The following is a 17,932-nucleotide window of genomic DNA, read 5'->3' on the forward strand; positions in this document are numbered from 1 at the left end:
GGCCGAGGAAACGTTTCTCGGTCTTTTTATTAATAATTCATGAATCATATTTTAAAAATATCTTAACTAGAACTAAAATATTAAATGAATATGGTACGATATTTATACGATAAATACGAAGGAATGATTAAAGCAAAAACTTAATACGGCTTCACTGATGTTGTTCGCTTAAGGTGTGGGACCTTTAAGCATTAGTTACTTTACTCAATTTATATATTTAAGGGGAAAAATGAAAGAAAATTATCAACTAACAACTGACGAAATAAAGAAAGAATACCAATTAACTGATTTTACTCACGGTTTATCAACCCAAGCTGTCGAAAAACGGCTTGCTGATGAAGGACGTAATATCATTGAAGTAAAACCAACGCCAAAGTGGAAACTCTTCTTACGCCAGTTTAACAATATTGTTATCTACATTTTATTAGCCGCTACTTTACTGACCATTTTAATTGGTCACTATACTGATGCGATTGTTATCGGGGCGGTTATCATTCTAAACGCGCTCATTGGTTATTTCCAAGAATCAAGTGCCGCGAATGCCCTCGCCAAAATCAAAGAGATGATGGCGCAACATGCCACCGTCTACCGGGATGGTAAACGACAAGATATTGATGCCGCGGATCTTGTCCGTGGGGATGTTGTTTTCCTCGAAGCCGGTGATAATGTACCAGCTGACTTACGGATTGTCTCAGCTGATAACTTACGAATTGAGGAATCAGCTTTAACCGGTGAAACCAATTCGGTTATCAAAACTGATGAAGCAATTACCGACCAAGACGTTCCCCTCGCTGATCGTGTTGATATGGCATATGCTTCGACTTCAGTTACAAGCGGAAGTGGTCTAGGAATTGTAGTCGCAACTGGTGAACAAACCGAAATTGGTAAGATTTCACAGGAAGTTGCGCAAATCAAGCCAAAGAAGACCCCATTAACTAAAGAAATTGACCATGTTGGAAAAGTCGTTTCTTACATTACGATTACTGCCTCAGTGATTGTTTTCGTTGTCGGTTTCTTCCTCGAAATTTACTCCTTGCCTGCCCTTGCGCTCGCAGTCGTGGCAATGTTAGTTGGTGCAATCCCAGAAGGTTTGCCTGCAATCACCTCTGTTATCTTAGCCTTTGGTATTAGCAAAATGGCCAAAGAGCATCAGACGATTATCAAATCAATGCCTGCTGTTGAAACATTAGGCTCGGTCGATGTTATTGCTACTGATAAAACAGGAACCCTTACCAAAAACGAAATGACTGCCATTGAGTTATGGGTCGGCGATAAACACTACACGGTTACTGGAACTGGTTATGCTCCTGAGGGTGAGATTCTCTTAAATGGCAAACCAGCCCAACTGACAGAGCAGCTCAAACTTTTCTTAGAGGCTGGATACCAAGCAAATGATACGGTTTTAACTGATGAAGACGGCACCTGGCATATTAATGGTGAACCAACCGATGGAGCCTTCTTAACTCTTTACCACAAAGCGTTTGGGGCTAAATATCAATCGCCATATAAAGCAGTTGACCTCCTTCCATTTGATTCTGATTACCGTTATATCGCTGAATTAACTCGTGATCCGGAAGATAAACAACAAGTAATCTTTGTTAAAGGATCTCCAGATAAGCTCTTTGAAATGGCCGCAAAGGAAGATCCACAATTTGATACTGCCAAGTGGCAACAACGGGTAGATGACTGGTCCAAAGCCGGAAAACGAGTTATTGCAGTCGGCTATCAACCAGTTAATGGCGAAAACCTAATGGAAGTCGAACATGACCACCTCTACAGGGGAATTCACTTACTTGGCTTAGCTGCTCTTCAAGACGCACCACGCGAAGAAGTGATCGTTGCGTTAAAGCAAATGAACCGTGCTGGTGTTTCCGTTAAAATGATTACAGGGGATGACCCGCAAACTGCCCGTGCAATCGGTAAGCAACTAGGATTATCAACAGGCCCAATCAACGCAATCACAGGTGCAGAATGGGATAAACTTTCTGCCAGTGAACGAGAAGAGGCCGCTTTAAATAACCAAGTCTTTGCGCGGACGACTCCACAAAACAAGCTTGAAATTATTGAAGCGCTCCAAAACCGGCAAAAGATCACCGCGATGGTTGGGGATGGAGTTAACGATGCCCCCGCCTTAAAGAAAGCCGATATTGGAATTTCAATGGGGATCAAGGGAACGGACGTCGCTAAAGATGCTGCTGACATGATCTTAGGAAATGATAACTTTGCGGTAATGGCGGCTGTTATCAAAGAAGGTCGGCGAATTTACGATAATATCAAAAAGAGTATCTTATTCTTATTACCAACCTCCTTTGCGGAAGGATTAGTGGTTGCCTTCTCCATTCTTACCGGTCAGCAAGTTCCCCTTCAACCGGCGCAGTTATTGTGGATTAACTTAATCGCCGCAATCACTATCCAGTTTGCGTTCGTCTTTGAAAAAGCAGAAAAGGGCATCATGGATCGCAATCCTCGTCCAGTGACCCAACGATTAATGAATCGGCATGATTTAATCCAGATGGGTTATGTCTCAGCCTTAATGGCGCTGTTCGCCTTAATTGGTTACGAATGGTTCATCAGTGCTGGGGCAGACGTTGTCAATGCTACAACAATGATGGTTAATACCATTGTTATTAGTAAGGCCTTCTACTTCTTCAGCATTCGAACTGAACGATATGGGCTAAAAGAAGTTGGAAATATTGGCAAGAAAGCCTGGGGCGTTATTGGATTGATGATTCTCTTCCAATTGATCTTCACCTACGTTCCATTTATGCAGGCGGCCTTCCACGTGACCGGAATTAGTTTGCTGGAATGGTTAGCAGTAATTGTCTTCTCTTGCTTAATCTTCTTATGTACTGAATCCGATAAAATGATTCGTTTCCGTCTAAATCGACGATAAAATTAACGACACTGAATTAGATTTCATCTTCTTCAGTGTCGTTTTTTAATTCATAAGCTTTCGTAATGTTTCAACCAAATCTATGTAAGCGCATTATAAAATCTGATATGATACACCTAACACATAGAAAAGGAGTCTTATCATGAAATACCAAGAAACCAAAGAAACACTTAATCAATTAGTTGCTGATCTGAGTCAAATGGCAATGATAATTCATCAAACTCACTGGTATATGCGTGGCACTAACTTTCTAAAGCTTCACCCATTAATGGACCAATTTATGGATGAAATCAACGATCAACTTGATGTAATATCTGAACGATTATTAACTCTCGACGGTGAACCTTATTCGACCCTTAAAGAAATCGCAACCCATACGAAAATTAAAGACTGGCCAGGAAACTTTGATAAAACAACACCAGAACGACTCGCACATTTAGTCGCTGGTTATCGTTATCTTGAGGACCTTTATCAGCATGGAATTGAAGTGACTGATATTGAAAAAGATTATTCGACCCAAGATATCTTCATTGGTTTTAAGACGGCAATCGAAAAGAAGATCTGGATGCTGCAAGCAGAATTAGATCAGGCACCAGAAATTGATAATTAATAGTAAAATCGGCACCAAACGAATCGAAATTCGAACGTTTGGTGCCGATTTATTGTCTAAAAATTATTTTTTCTGGTTATCTAGGAGTTCTTTTTTTCATCTTTTAATCGCAAGTCATCAAGCCATTTCATATGCTTTTCTTCATAACTACGATCTTTCTTGATAAAGAAGTAGGCTGCCGCGGCAAGAATGGCGATGACAGTTCCGACAAGCAGGGTCTTAGCCGTAAAATTGGTAACCATGTAACAAGAAACTAACAATGCAAAAATGGGGATAAGATATTTCCCGGGTAATTTGAAACCGTGTGTTGGATATTCGTTACTATGTTCAAATTTAATGACGGCAAGAATCGAGGGAACATATTGAATGAATGAGGCTAAGACTGTACAACTAACCAAGAAGAGATAACTCTGGGTAGCGAATAAAGCAGAGAGGATGGATGTTAATAAAATTCCGACCCATGGAGCATCATGCTTATTCTTCTTCCCAATAAACTTTGGCAACATGCCATGTTCATTGGCCATTGAAGCAATTAACGATGGCGTGTTAAACGAAGCTGAAAAGGCAACCCCAAAGATACTTACAAGCATCCCGAAAATAATAAAGGCATATCCCCACTTACCAATAGTGGTTCCGAGTCCCTTCGCAAGGGCACCTCCCAAAGCATTAGCCAGTGGTGTCGAGTAACCGCCTAATTTAGTCCCGGAAAGTCCAACAGCAATGGTCATCATCAATGCATCCAAAATAGTTACACTAACCATGACTGCAATTAACACCCGAGGAATATTCTTTTCTGGATTCTTCATTTGCTTAGCAGCAATTGGTAAAAATGAAAAACCAGTAAAAAGATAAAAGATCGGAGTAAAGGCTTCTCCAAAGTGATGAATAAATGGCATTGGTCCCTTTAAAGCTGCTTGGGGAATCACTGGTGAGAAGTTAGCTTTATGGATAAAGAAGACCCCAACGACAATAAAGATGATCAGCGTAAGAATCTTCGCAGCCGCTGATACATTATTAACCAGTTTAACAAGACCGCGACCGAAGAAATTAATAACCGCAAAGAGCACAATTAAGCCAAAAGCAGCGACCCCATAGATAAGCGGCCGATTAAAGATTGGCAAAAAACTCTTGAGGGTAGTTAATAAGGCAACAATTTCCGCTGAAAGAGTACAGCAACCTAAGAACCAGGTAAAAATTCCTAGCTCATAACCGGTGAATCTTCCAAATGCATGATAAGAATAAAGCCACGCTGCCCCTGAGCCGGTAAAACGACTAGAAAGATCGGCATAACATAGGGCGATCAATGAGACGGTTATTGCTGTACATAGCAAAACTGCTACAGCCGATAAGTTCATGTACCGATAAATAACAGATGGCAGTAAAAATGTTCCTGAGCCAATTACTCCATTAATCCCTAAAAAGTAAATTGAGATGAAAGATAGCTTTTTAGGTACTGATTTTTGATTACTGATAATGACCACCCCACATAAAATTTATAATTCCATTTATATTGTAGTCTTTTTCAAATAAAAAGGTAAATTATCAGCTATCCTAATCTCGATCTTTTCTAAAATTGTTATACAATTAAGAATGTACTTATTTTATATAAAGGATGAATAAAATGGCACAGAAGATTGAGAATTTTATTTTTGATATTGACGGTACTTTAATTGATACTATTGATATGTATATGCCAGCAATGATTGATACGTTGGCTCAACACGGTCACCCAGTTGCGCCCGACAAAGTAGAACAAACTAAGCATGACTTATTTGGTATTACTGGTCGAGATGCTCTTCGCCTCGCTGGAATTAGTGAGGAAGAAATTCCGAAAATGTTAAAAGACTGGTTTGACCTTGCTTACCAACGTGCTGATCGGGCAAAAGTGATTGAAGGAATCCCTGAAATGCTTAATACCCTTGCCAATCGTGAAGATGCAAAGATCGCCATCGCAACTTCAAAACTCGCTGACGAATACCAAGAATACTTCGTTAACAAATATGACTTTGCGAAGTTATTTAAGGTTGCCATTACGTCTGCGGATACTAAAAAGCATAAGCCAGCTCCAGATCCTATTTTAGTGGCAATGGATAAAATGGGAGCAGATCCCGCAACTACTGTTTATGTTGGGGACACGATCAATGATATGAAAGCCGCCCATGCAGCCGGTGCCAAGTTTGCAGGCGCCCTTTACTCTTCTGCAAATCCCGATAGTATTAAAGATGCGGACTTTCCATTAATGAAGCCGGCTGATCTGCTAAAAATTTAAAACAAATAAGGAGTCTCTGATGTTTAGAATTCAAACGTTAGAGACTTCTTTTTAGTTCTTTTAATTATTATTCCTGCCTTAGGGGCTTTATTAATAAAGCTACTTTGGGGCCTTCATATACCCTGCCACATATTCCTGAGCCGTTTTTTCTGACATTTGATAGACATTCACGAGGGCAGCCACTATTTCTGACGGAGCTGTATCTTGACTGCTTAAGAATTTGACTAGCCTTTATTTTCCTTCTTCTCTTTCTTCTCGCCGGGCATCCATTAAATCAAGCTCGAACTTCATAAAGCCTCGTCTCCTCTCTGGCTCCTGCTTAATCTTAATAATCTCGTCTTGAATCTTAGTAATAAACCTACTCTTATTGTCTACTTGATTGCGCATTAAAGCAAGGAAGTTCTTGATCGGTTGCTCATCATTAGTAAATTCTTTAGCCAAGGCATTAAAGATCACAACAGTCCGTTAGTCGCCTAGTTTCAACTGATAATTACGGGTACACGCCATTTCAAACACATAACGGGCCCAACCATAGCCAAAATAAGACTACAATGCCCTCTGAGTATACAGATGAAATAGAAAATTCATCTTATACTTGGAGGGCTTTTTCTATGGGAAGAAAATCTAAATACTCAGCAGAGGAAAAACTCTTAATCCTCAATGAAGTTTTACGAAATGGAATCCATAAGGTAATAACTAAGTACAAGATTAGCCAAAAAACTATCAGGCAGTGGAGTCTTCTATACAAGTATCAGGGAATGCCAGGACTTCAAACAAGTCATCATAATTAAAGCTACTCTAAAGAATTTAAAAACTCATTGGTTGAACAATATCAACAAACAGATGAGGTATTAGATTTATTTGCGATAAAACACGGTTTACGATCTCAAAGGCAACTAGAACAATGGATTATCCGGTATAATGAATCTAACTTAAAGGCCTATACGCCAAGAAAGCGAGATTCAAAAATGAGTGGACGAAAGACTGACTTTGAAGAACGACTTACTATCATTGAAGAGTTGATTAAGCATGATGTGAACTACAATTGGGCGGTTGAAAAGTACCATATTAGTTACCAACAAGTTTATGGCTGGTATCAAAAGTATCGCAAAAGCGGTAATGACCCAGAATCACTTCGTGATCGCCGAGGCAAAGCTAAGCCAGAAGAGAAGTGGCTGGAAGTTGACCGACTCAAGGCAGAGAATCGCTTATTAAGGGCTCAGCTAGAAAAGCAAGAGATGGAGATTGCATTCGCAAAAAAATTAACAGAAATACGCAATCGGGAGGTGGAAAAGGACTCCGGTACCAAGCCATCAAAGAACTAAATCAAGAAAATGGATGGTCAATTAGCCAGTTGTGTAAAATAGCTGATTCTTCGCGAGATGGTTATTACAAATGGCTCAATTGAAAGCCAAGTCGATATCATAATGAGCAAGCAGAGTTACTTGAAGCGATTGTAGAGTTAGAAGAAGAACACAATTGGACGCTGGGATATTTAGCGATGACTACACAGTTAAGCTTTGAAAACCGTTTAAGCTTTACCGCTGGATTAAAACGAATAACTAACTGCATGCGTAAGCATGGAATTAGAGCAAATATTAGGAAGAAGAAGCGCAATCGAATTCAACGCCATGAAGAATACATCAATGACAACTTATTGCAGGGACAATTCGACCGTAAAACTAAAAATGAAGTGTGGGTTACCGACACAACGGAAGTAGCCTACGGCGGACACACACTTCATAAAGTACGAGTACACGTTATTTTAGATTTATATGGTCGTTACGCTTTAAGCTACAATATTTCAGACACAGAAACTTCATCAGCAGTAATTGAAACCTTTAATCGTGCTTTTATGGTTGAGCCTGATGCGCAACCAATGATCCATACTGACCGCGGGTCAGCTTACTGCTCAAGTATGTTCAACGACTACTTAGTCTCTAAAAATTGTATTCATAGTATGTCACACCCCGGTCATCCTTGGGAAAACTCACCCATAGAGCGTTGGTGGAATGACTTCAAGCTAATCTGGATTAACAAACACCCTCGTCCTAAGACGCTAGCAGAGCTAGAACAACTCGTCAAAGGAGTCATTGAATACTTTAATACCAAACGCGCTTACACAAGCAAAAACGGCTTGACCGCGGAACAATTCCGCAATCAAGCCGCCTAAAATTTTTATCTAATTGATCTGTATACTTGACGGGACATAGTGCCATATATCCCCACCGCTTATTATTTTTTCTGGGTGTAATTTCGCGTGAAACTAGCTGATGATACTTAGCTTCGTATGACATATCGAACATTCTCGTGACCCTAATGCATTAACTTTTCCACAATTAGGACAGACCAAGGCAAGCATCTGCCCTTTAAGTGGTTTTCCACAATTCTCACAGACTTCGGCATCGTCTGGATTTAATGTGTTACAGTAGGGACATTTTTTCATTTAGTAATCCCCATTGAAGAGCTGTGCATTGCCATTCGCTTATCGGGATAGAGTTTCTTAGCTAGGGCGGTTACCGCGGTCGGCGCTTCACCAAAGCCGGCCGCAATCAATGCAACTTTCCCCGGGTAGGTCACACCATCCCCGATCGCATATACCCCTTCAGTACTAGTTTCCATCATTGAATCAACCTTGATCAAGTTGTGTTCTGCTGCTAAGTCAAGGGACCACTGATTCAAGGCCGCATTATTAGAGGTAAACCCATAGTTAACCACAATCTTATCCACATTCAATTGTGCTTCGTCGTCACTCCGCATCTTCTTAAGATCGAGCGTTACCGTTTCATCATCTTCCACCGTTAATGCTCGTGGTAAGAAAGGCGTATCCAATTGCACAGATGATTGTTTAAGCTGGGTCACAGTATGCTCAAGGCCACGGAACTGGTCCCGTCGATGGACAAGGTGGACTTCCTTGGCGACAGGTTCAAGCATCAAGGCAATATCAATCGCGGAGTCTCCCCCACCAAGAATGGCAACCCGCTTGTCCGCATAATCAGCTTTATGATTAACAAAGTATGAAAGCTGCTTACCTTCAATCTCAGCTGCCCCTTCTAAAGCGAGCTTACGGGGAGTAAACGCTCCGTTACCAAGAGCAATGATTACTGCTCGTGACCGGGATACCCGCTTTGCTGATTTGATGGTAAAGGTTCCATCATCTCCTTTGATGACGTCCTCAACGGTTTCGCCAAGGAATTGATCAATCGGTGCCACTGCCATTTGTTCTTCTAACTTAGCGATCAGGTCGTGTCCAGTTACACCTGGCATTCCCGCTACATCCCAAACTTGTTTTTCAGGATAGAGTGCCCCTACTTGTCCCCCAAGTTGTGGAAGGCTTTCAATTAGCTGGGCATCTAATTCATGAAGGCCGCAGTAAAATGAAGCAAACATCCCTGCTGGACCTCCACCAATAATTGTCACATCATAAATTTTCTCTGCCATTTCTCCTCTGATCCTTTCATTTTCATCTCTAGAAGTATTATATCATCTTTATTTTTTCTAAAATTTCGTAAGCGGTCTCAAATTTTAATTGTAATTATTCAAAATTTAAATTAACATATTATATACAGAGATTGATTTTGCTTAAAATTGGAGGAATAAATACTATGGCAAAACGTAAAATGATTCTTGATTTAGATACTGGTGTTGATGACGCTTTAGCTATTGCCTATGCGCTCGCTGACCCAGAAGTTGATCTAATCGGAATTGTAAGTTCATATGGTAACAACCTATTAGATGTTTGTGCCGAAAACAGCCTTAAATTATTGGAATTATTAGGTCACACTGATATTCCAGTATTTAAGGGTCTTCCACATTCATGCACTACTGACCACTTTGATGTAATGCAAGTTTCAAAGGATATCCACGGTGATAACGGTATCGGTGATGTTGAATTACCTGCGCCAAGTCGGGCTCTTGAAGAACAATCCGGTGTTGATTTCTACATCGAAGCTGCTCACAAGTATGGCAAGAACTTAATCATCATCCCTACTGGTCCAATGACAAACTTAGCTGCTGCCTTGAAGAAGGATCCTGAAATTGCTGACTTGATTGGTAATGTCACATTCATGGGTGGTGCCTTAACTGTTGAAGGTAATGTTACTCCTGTCGCAGAAGCTAACATTAACCAAGATCCAAAGGCTGCCGATGAAGTAATGAAGTCCAACTTGCCACTTACGATGGTTGGTCTTGATGTTACTCTTCGGACCCTCCTTACTAAGAACGAAACAAAGCAATGGCGTGAATTAGGCACTACTTCCGGTAAGGCTTTTGCTGATATTACCGACTTCTACATCGACGCTTACTACAACCTTGATATTGATAAGCGTGGTTGTGCCCTCCACGATCCATTAGCTGTTGGTGTTAGTATTGACCCATCATTTGTTTCAACCATTAGCTTATTCATGAAGGTTGTTTACCAAGAAGGACCTTACTATGGTCGAACAATTGGTGACAACGCTAAGTTAAACGATCCTAACCCTAATGTTAAGGTTGCCGTTAACGTTGACAAAGAACGTTACCTCAAGGCCTTCATGGATCGCTTAAACAAGCTTTTCAAAGAAAACTAAATTTAATTAAGAGGCTGTTGAAAAAACTTAGTTTTTAACGGCCTCTTTATTTATACAAATATTGTTAAGATATCGTGGAAATTAACCATAAGGCTCGAGGCTAAGTCCGTACGATAATCAGCCCGTGCCGTGCTAATCACCGTTCTATCCTTAGCCCACCGCCTTGTCGAGAAGGTTAATTCCCACTCACTTTCATTTTACAAGGCGTTATTCTCCTGTTTTTCTTCGATAGTTGTTATAATAAAATTTGTAAAGGATTGTTTTTGATTTTACTAAGGAAGTGTCTTATCAATGGGTCGTTTAGATAATAAAGTTGCAATTATTACTGGTGGTTCTAAAGGAATTGGAGCTGCTGTCGCAAAAAAGTTTATCGAAGAAGGCGCAAAGGTTGTTTTAACCGCTCGGAAGATGGATGAGGGACAAAAAGTCGCTGACCAACTAGGTGACAATGCGATCTTTATCCAACAAGACGTTGCTCGGAAAGGAGACTGGGACCGGGTAATCCGCCAAACTGTCCAAGTCTTTGGGAAGCTCAATATTGTGGTTAACAATGCGGGAATTGCCGAATACGCCGATGTTGAGAAGACGGACGCTGAAATTTGGGATAAAACAATTGCCGTTAACCTTACCGGTACGATGTGGGGAACTAAGCTCGGTATTGAAGCAATGAAGAACAACGGGGAAAAGAATTCAATCATCAATATGTCATCCATTGAAGGACTAATTGGTGATCCTGATCTCTTTGCATACAATGCTTCTAAGGGTGGTGTCCGCCTCTTAACTAAGTCCGCTGCGCTTGATTGTGCCCGGAAAGGCTATGACATCCGTGTAAATACAATTCATCCTGGTTATATCTCAACTCCACTAGTTGATAATTTGGTCAAGGATGATCCAAAAGCAGAAGGACACCTAGAAAGCCTTCATCCCCTTGGCCGTCTTGGAAAGCCAGAAGAGATTGCTAACCTCGCTTTATACCTTGCTTCAGATGAATCAAGCTTTAGTACTGGTTCGGAATTTGTCGCTGATGGTGGCTATACGGCTCAATAAAAAACAAAACAAAAGGATCATTGCCAAACTAGATGACAGTGATCCTTTTGTTTTAAATTAAATTCCGAATTACCAATGAAACTGCCAAAATCAATGATCCAACCCCGACAATTATTTGCATAAGACGGCCAGGCAGGTGGCGAACAATAATCGGTCCTAAGTAGCCCCCGATTACATTTCCAATCATCAACGGAATAACATAATTCCAATAAATTGTCGTCTCAAGTGCGAACACTATCCAGGATGTTGTATTTGTAACAGTCATCGCAACATTTTTTAGCGCATTATTAACTGCAAAGCTCTTTTGCCGATTGATCACTGTCAGCAAGGTTAGCATTAACACTCCGGCGCCGGCATTAAAGAAGCCCGAATAGATCCCAACAATAAAAATACCAATGATTGATAAAAATTGGCCAATCCGTGATTTACCAAATAATTTACTGTTTCCTGCCATCGTCCCTGTACTTTGCTTCGGATGATGGGGAAATAACAAGATAATTCCAGCTAACGCAATGCATAATGGCACCAGTTCCGCAAACCACTTACTGGGGACAGCAAACAGTAAAAAAGCCCCAATAACGGAACCAGCAAATACCAATGGCAGAATAATCCATAATTGCCGGCGATTATGCTCTAATTCCTTAAACGATGAAAAGACCGAACTATAGTTACCAGTGACTGTCGAAAAAGCACTCGTTACGTTTGCCATCACTGGCGGTAATCCTAGTGCAAGCAGTGATGGGTACGAGACTAGTGATGCTAAACCAGCGGCTGCACTAATAATCCCCGAAAGAATCCCAATTCCTAGTAATAATAAAACAAAAACTACTCCACTCATTTCTTAAACCATCCCTTTTAAATGCTAGTGTTAATTGTAAACCACTTTTCTAAGATAAGTAACCTAATTAACGATTTGCATTTCGTTATAATATTAGCTATGATAATAGAGAATAAATCTGGGGTGCCAAACGGCTGAGATAATACCCATTGAACCTGCTCTGGTTAATACCAGCGAAGGGAGATTCAGTGATATTAACTTAATGATTAACTCCATGATTTTTTGTCATGGAGTTTTTTTGCCCTTATATCTTAAGGAGTTTTATTATGACTAAACGTTCATTACATTTGCGTGACATTATTTTGCTTGCCCTAATTGGAATTATTTTTGGTGTAATTTATTTTGCAGCCGGCTTTGTCTATAACGGGCTAACTGTTCTGCTGACACCAATTGGTTATGGTCCAATGGCTAACGATTTAACAATGGGAATCTGGTGTATGGCTGGACCGCTTGCCGGCTTTTTGCTTCGGACACCGGGAGCGGCTTTCTTTGGTGAGTTTTTGGGAGCCGCCGTTGAAATGCTTCTCGGCGATCAGTGGGGAGCAGCCAACCTAATTTCTGGAGCAGTTCAAGGTATCGGGTCTGAGTTAGGTTTTACTTTTACGCTTTATAAAATGTATAACTGGTTGACCTTACTCATCTCATCCCTCACCCTTACATTTGTTACCTTTGGCTGGGATTGGTTCCGCAATGGTTATAATCACTTCAGCGGACAAATGCTCATTATTATGCTTATTGCGCGCTTCATTTCAATGTTTGTCTTCTCTGGAATTCTGGTTAAATTGATTACTAATCTTCTCCAACGAGCCCACTTAATTAAACACTAAGACTATGAAAAATATACGATTTAATGATCTTTCATTTAATTTTGATCAGCAACCAATCCTTAAAAATATCACCGCCGAATTTACGGCCGGAAAGATTCACTTACTTACTGGGGTCTCTGGGAGCGGTAAATCCACCATTCTCAAGTTAATTGCTGGTCTCCTGCCTAAATATGGTGGTGAAATAGTTACTGGAGCAGTCGATGTACCAACAGATGCTCAAATTGGGATGGTATTTCAAGATCCGTTAATGCAATTTGCCCTTGATACGCCACGCCACGAATTAGAATTCACCCTAGAAAATTGCCAGGTACCCACTGACAAAATTCCAGAGCGCGTTAAAGAAGCTTTACAATTTGGTAAAGTTGATGATCTTGCTAACCGGTTAATCACCACTCTTTCCGGTGGGCAACAACAGCGCGTGGCTTTAGCAGCTGCTACAGCAATGCAACCAAACGTGCTTTTATTAGACGAACCCTTTGCCAATATTGATGAAGAAAACCGCCAACTTATCCTTAAACAATTAGTCCGCCTCAACAGTGACTATCACACAACAATTATCATTACTGACCACGATTTGCATGGTTACGAGCGACTACATCCACTGGTTTGGCAATTAGCTAAGGGGCGCCTTGCCCAGCTTTCCACTAAAAATAGTAACCAACTTTTGACAGCGAGCGCTACTCCCCAAATTACCACTGCTCTTCCCCCGTCAACCTTACCTGTGATTATCAAATTTGATGAATTAGCAATAAAAAGAGGGAATCATTTCTTACTTTTACCAACCAATTTAGGCATTGTTAAAAATAAAATAACTTTATTAACGGGGCCAAATGGGATTGGTAAATCTACCCTTCTAAAAGCAATTGCCCGACTTTTAAAATATGAAGGAAAGATTGACTATGCGGGGGAAAGCATTCAAAAAATATCACCTGGGAAATATTACAAGCATCTGGGATTAATTTTTCAACATGCAAACGATCAATTCCTAAATGTAACTGTTGGCGAAGAACTGGCATTGGGCTTTAAGACTTGCCAGAATCCCTATTTTAGCCAACAACAAGTCAACGAAGCATTAGCAGCTCTTGGTCTGAACGGAAGAGAAGATCAAGTTGTTTATTCTTTAAGCGGTGGTCAAAAGAAAAAGCTGCAAATCTTGCTGATGTTAATGCGCGGACAAGAAACATTATTACTGGATGAACCATTCACTGGTTTAGATCCAGCATCTTTAAAGACTGTCCTACAACTAATCAAAGCATCCCAAAAAGAAAAACCACAGACTTTGCTAATTGTTAGTCATCAATTAAGCGGACTTGATGGTTTCATTGATTATCATCTTACAATGAATCATCAACGTCTTAATTATGTTGGAGGGAGTTATGAATCCTAGTTTAAAATTATTACTTGTTATTTTGCTTTCACTTGAGCTGACTTTTGTGACTAAGCTGTGGATTAACCTGATTGTCATTGTAGTGTGTTTGCTAATCCTTATTCATCAGCGATTTCACTGGCGACAATTTTGCTGGTTGGCTTTTGTCCCTCTCTTTCCGGCACTAGCTATTTTCATTACAATTGTCTTCTTTAGTCCTAGTCATAGTCTCTTCGATGGAACCGTTCTTTTCAGCCGACTCTATGTTTATGTCTGCCTTGGAACAGTCTTTACGTTTACAACCGATACCTTAACGCTTGCTCGCTCATTAGAACAAAATTGTCACCTTCCCAGCAAATACGCTTATGGGGTGCTCGCCGCTCTTAATCTAATTCCGAAAATGAAACAAGCCGTTACAACTATTTATACGGCCGGACAAATGCGAGGTGTTAATTTACATTGGTGGTCACCAACGCTCTACTTCAAAGCGATTCTGGTTGCGATTCAATGGTCAGATCAATTAGCGCAGGTCATGGAATCACACGGTTTCGTTGAAGGACAAGCACGAACAGCTACCGTGGATATCCCGATTACCAGCCACGATTGGCTTTCTTTTTTTAGTATTATTTGCCTTGTACAGATAATTGTAATTGCGCTCCCTTGAGTTTTCATGCGATAATAATATAAAAAGAAAGGACTGATATAGTGAACGATAATAATTTAACGGACCGGATCGTTAACGCTTTATCCTATTTAAGCATCTTATTTTTACCAGTTATCTTTCCACTAATTGTGTGGATAATTGCCAAAAGCAGTGATCGACCAACTATTGCCAAAAACGCTCGCTATGCATTTTGGAGTCAAATTTTCCCATTGTTATATGTAATAGGTGCAATTTTAGTCTTTAGTGTCTTTTCATTAAACCCCGCTAACTTCCACGGGGGCGCATTGTTTGGAATTCTCCTAACATTTGCTCTTTTATTAGCCCTTTTGTTATTTATTTATAATATTGCCATGGCCGTAAAAATGCTGATTGGCCGTGAATAAGCTTAAGTAAGAGAGTAGAGACCAGGAAATGCTAGTATTTTCCCGGTCTCTCATTTTTTATCCAAAATATCAAGTGAGGTGATTAATCGATGGAAATGATTTTAGGCATTGTTCTTCTATTGACTGCTGTTGTTGCAGCTAATGTTGTTCATCTTGTTTACCCTAAGATTCCACTATCCATCTATCAAATTATTGCAGGAATTCTTTTAGCATCCCTGCCTACTGAGGCCACTAACTTTACCATGCATCCAGAATTATTCATGATGGTGATTATTGCTCCTTTAATGTTTAATGACGGGCAGAACCAATCATTCCGTTATCTTTCAAGCAATATCAAATCGATCCTATCAATGACTGTTGGATTAGCACTTGTAACGGTCTTGATTACTGGTAGCTTTTTACATTGGCTTCAACCAGCAACGTTCTCCTTAGCACTTGCCTTTATGTTGGCCGCGATTGTTACGCCGACTGATGCGGTCGCTGTAAAGTCAATTACTACTAATATGAAGGTACCGAAAAATGTTAATGGTGCTCTGGAATATGAATCCCTCTTTAATGATGCATCGGGAATTGTGCTTTTAGACTTGGCGCTGGAAACCTACCGTTCTGGACAATTTTCGCTTGGTCATGGAATCTGGATCTTTGTTTATGTTTTCTTTGGCGGAATTATCTTCGGAGCAGTGTTAGGGAGCCTGTTAATTAGTCTCCGTATTAGTTTGATGCGGAAGCACGTTGATATTGGCTCCATCGTTATTCCGATCAACGTAATGACTCCCATCGTTGTTTACTGGTTGGCTGAAGAACTACACCTTTCAGGAATCCTAGCCGTCGTTGCAGCGGGCGTTGTTCATAGTATCCTCTATGATCGAATGCGGCTTACATCTACTAAAGTACAAATGTCTACTACTACTATCTGGAATATCATTAGCGATGCGTTAAACGGGTTAGTATTTGTCCTTTTAGGGGTGATGCTTCCGCAGGTACTTGGAAGGACTTCTTGGCAAAATCTGGGTGCAATCGTTGCCTTAGCCTTTGCTATCTATATTATTACAACCCTCTTAAGATTTTTATGGGTCCGGTTTAAGTTCGTCAACATTCAATCGACTAACCTTAACCGTGATAGTCTCTTAATGGCGTTAGGAGGAATTCACGGAACGATCACTCTGGCATTAGCATTCTCGTTGCCAGTACTGATTAATAACCATCAATTTGCTTTCCGTAATTCAATGATCCTGATTGCCGCAATTGTTATTTTGATTAGTATTGCTGTCGGCGCAATTGGGTATCCAATTATTTTACCGCCTAAATCTAAGAGCTATTCGAAGAGTGAATTTCAAAAAGAACTTATTAAAACAGTTCAATATGCTATTAATGAGCTACGGACTTCAGAAAAATATTCACCAGAAAAAGCGGCTGTTATTGACCAATTGAGTAGTCAAATGACGCAATACCATGAATTCAATCGCAACGTTTATAGTCAATTAATGGGTAAAGCTCATCAAATTGAATTGGCTACCTTAGACCGCCTTAACGAAGAAGGCCGAATCTCTGACAAGGAGGCCAAATTCCTCGTTAATTTTGTTACACGGTCGATTTTCCGCGTAAATAAACACAGCTTTCTTGAATTATGGGTCATCTTATGGCACCGGTTAAAATGGCGTTTTATTCGCTACCGCCATCTCAAAAAAGGCTCCCGCTACAATGTGGGGCCAAAATATCAATTAACCAAGGAACAGCGCACTGAAACAGCGGAGATCCTAGAAATAATTAATCGTGAAATCGATAAATACCTTCATTCGATTGAAACTCCACAGAACGCGAATGAAGTTGCCATGGTACGACGGACGTACTTCCAACGAAAACGATTCTTCCTGCACGATATTTCGATGGATACCGACCTCATTACTTCTTTATTTATTGAGGCATTTCAGCTTGAGCACAGTTATGTTCAAATGCAACTTGCTGATGACCAATTTTCACAAGAATTGGCAAACGCATTAAACGAACAGATCTCGACTGATGAATTGGTTTACACTCAATCATTAGACTAAAAAAGGAAATTGCTGCAAAATCTTGCAAAGCAATTTCCTTTTTATGTTTAAAGAAATGTAAGTAAAAACGCAATCAATGCTGGTAAAAATTGAATTAGAATAATTTTTTTGGTTGCAGTAAGTGCACCAAATAATGCAACAACCATCACAAAAACCAAGAGCATTTGCCATACTAATACTAAGGTTGCCCCACTAAATAACCAGTAACTGGCGATGATAGCTGCTCCTAAGGCTCCGTTATAAATACCCTGGTTAGCGAATGAAACCCGGGCTTCATGCTGTTGCGTAAACTTAAGCGGTAAGTCAAACGCCTTGGCTTGCTGTGCCGGGTTACCAAAGATTTCTAAGGCCATAATCCCTAAATGTTCGATTGCAACAAACATCGTAACAATAATTGCAAGCATCTTTTTCCTCCA

At 40.3% G+C, this 17,932-nt stretch carries 16 protein-coding genes, 2 pseudogenes and 1 riboswitch; of the genes and pseudogenes, 12 read left to right on the top strand and 6 right to left on the bottom strand.

The window, feature by feature from the left end; all coding sequences use genetic code 11:
- The first annotated feature begins 229 nt into the window (after positions 1-229).
- Positions 230-2,893, top strand: a complete 2,664-nt coding sequence (locus LREU_RS08615; protein ID WP_003669048.1) for an HAD-IC family P-type ATPase — start codon at positions 230-232, stop codon at positions 2,891-2,893.
- Between the two features lie 142 nt (positions 2,894-3,035).
- Positions 3,036-3,503, top strand: a complete 468-nt coding sequence (locus LREU_RS08620; protein ID WP_003664851.1) for a Dps family protein — start codon at positions 3,036-3,038, stop codon at positions 3,501-3,503.
- Between the two features lie 80 nt (positions 3,504-3,583).
- On the opposite strand, the gene LREU_RS08625 is transcribed toward LREU_RS08620, so the two are convergent.
- Entirely contained in the window at positions 3,584-4,975 is a 1,392-nt protein-coding gene (locus LREU_RS08625; protein ID WP_375341266.1) for an APC family permease, read from the bottom strand.
- 140 nt (positions 4,976-5,115) lie between these two features.
- Here LREU_RS08625 and LREU_RS08630 point away from each other — a divergent pair, with 140 nt between their 5' ends.
- Entirely contained in the window at positions 5,116-5,772 is a 657-nt protein-coding gene (locus tag LREU_RS08630) for an HAD family hydrolase (protein ID WP_003669050.1), read from the top strand.
- A gap of 231 nt (positions 5,773-6,003) precedes the next feature.
- On the opposite strand, the gene LREU_RS08635 is transcribed toward LREU_RS08630, so the two are convergent.
- Complete coding sequence (locus LREU_RS08635) at positions 6,004-6,213, bottom strand: hypothetical protein (protein ID WP_225349842.1); 210 nt, start codon at positions 6,211-6,213, stop codon at positions 6,004-6,006.
- A 170-nt stretch (positions 6,214-6,383) separates the two neighbouring features.
- Between LREU_RS08635 and LREU_RS08645 the strand changes: the two are divergent.
- Positions 6,384-7,097 (top strand): annotated as a pseudogene (locus LREU_RS08645) (helix-turn-helix domain-containing protein).
- Positions 7,098-7,195: 98 nt separating this feature from the next.
- A pseudogene (locus tag LREU_RS08650) lies at positions 7,196-7,945 on the top strand (IS3 family transposase); the annotation flags it as partial.
- A 93-nt stretch (positions 7,946-8,038) separates the two neighbouring features.
- Here the strand turns inward: LREU_RS08650 and LREU_RS10715 are convergent.
- Together LREU_RS10715 and LREU_RS08655 are read right to left on the bottom strand one after the other, a co-directional pair.
- Entirely contained in the window at positions 8,039-8,218 is a 180-nt protein-coding gene (locus tag LREU_RS10715; protein ID WP_072575295.1) for a double zinc ribbon domain-containing protein, read from the bottom strand.
- Positions 8,215-9,213, bottom strand: coding sequence for an NAD(P)/FAD-dependent oxidoreductase (locus LREU_RS08655; protein ID WP_003669058.1), 999 nt, complete (start codon positions 9,211-9,213; stop codon positions 8,215-8,217). The genes LREU_RS10715 and LREU_RS08655 overlap by 4 nt, the downstream gene beginning before the upstream one ends.
- A 164-nt stretch (positions 9,214-9,377) precedes the next feature.
- Here LREU_RS08655 and LREU_RS08660 point away from each other — a divergent pair, with 164 nt between their 5' ends.
- The gene (locus LREU_RS08660) at positions 9,378-10,340 is read left to right on the top strand and encodes a nucleoside hydrolase (protein WP_003669060.1); all 963 of its coding nucleotides are present in this window, start codon (positions 9,378-9,380) and stop codon (positions 10,338-10,340) included.
- 291 nt (positions 10,341-10,631) lie between these two features.
- Positions 10,632-11,387 carry a glucose 1-dehydrogenase gene (locus LREU_RS08665; RefSeq protein WP_003669062.1) on the top strand — a complete coding sequence of 252 codons (756 nt, stop codon included), beginning with the start codon at positions 10,632-10,634 and terminating at the stop codon, positions 11,385-11,387.
- A 52-nt stretch (positions 11,388-11,439) separates the two neighbouring features.
- Here LREU_RS08665 and LREU_RS08670 read toward each other — a convergent pair whose 3' ends face one another.
- Positions 11,440-12,225 (bottom strand): sulfite exporter TauE/SafE family protein, encoded by a 786-nt coding sequence (locus LREU_RS08670; protein ID WP_003669063.1) that lies wholly within the window; start codon positions 12,223-12,225, stop codon positions 11,440-11,442.
- Positions 12,226-12,334: 109 nt separating this feature from the next.
- A riboswitch (TPP riboswitch) is annotated at positions 12,335-12,424 on the top strand.
- Between the two features lie 67 nt (positions 12,425-12,491).
- Here LREU_RS08670 and LREU_RS08675 point away from each other — a divergent pair.
- The 5 genes from LREU_RS08675 to LREU_RS08695 all read left to right on the top strand — a co-directional run bounded on the left by LREU_RS08675 (position 12,492) and on the right by LREU_RS08695 (position 17,516).
- Positions 12,492-13,052 carry an ECF transporter S component gene (locus LREU_RS08675; RefSeq protein ID WP_003669065.1) on the top strand — a complete coding sequence of 187 codons (561 nt, stop codon included), beginning with the start codon at positions 12,492-12,494 and terminating at the stop codon, positions 13,050-13,052.
- 4 nt (positions 13,053-13,056) lie between these two features.
- On the top strand, positions 13,057-14,439 hold the full coding sequence (locus tag LREU_RS08680) for an ATP-binding cassette domain-containing protein (protein ID WP_003669066.1): 1,383 nt from the start codon (positions 13,057-13,059) through the stop codon (positions 14,437-14,439).
- A complete protein-coding gene (locus LREU_RS08685; RefSeq protein ID WP_011953567.1) occupies positions 14,429-15,082 on the top strand; it encodes an energy-coupling factor transporter transmembrane component T family protein in 654 nt (217 codons plus the stop codon). Before LREU_RS08680 ends, LREU_RS08685 begins: the two co-directional genes overlap by 11 nt.
- A gap of 41 nt (positions 15,083-15,123) precedes the next feature.
- Entirely contained in the window at positions 15,124-15,465 is a 342-nt protein-coding gene (locus LREU_RS08690; RefSeq protein ID WP_003669070.1) for a magnetosome magnetite crystal formation protein family, read from the top strand.
- A gap of 89 nt (positions 15,466-15,554) precedes the next feature.
- Complete coding sequence (locus LREU_RS08695; protein ID WP_003669071.1) at positions 15,555-17,516, top strand: cation:proton antiporter; 1,962 nt, start codon at positions 15,555-15,557, stop codon at positions 17,514-17,516.
- A gap of 47 nt (positions 17,517-17,563) precedes the next feature.
- Here LREU_RS08695 and LREU_RS08700 read toward each other — a convergent pair whose 3' ends face one another.
- On the bottom strand, positions 17,564-17,920 hold the full coding sequence (locus tag LREU_RS08700) for a DUF1304 domain-containing protein (protein ID WP_003664884.1): 357 nt from the start codon (positions 17,918-17,920) through the stop codon (positions 17,564-17,566).
- Positions 17,921-17,932 lie beyond the last annotated feature (12 nt).

The organism is Limosilactobacillus reuteri subsp. reuteri (assembly GCF_000016825.1).
Lineage (GTDB): Bacteria > Bacillota > Bacilli > Lactobacillales > Lactobacillaceae > Limosilactobacillus > Limosilactobacillus reuteri.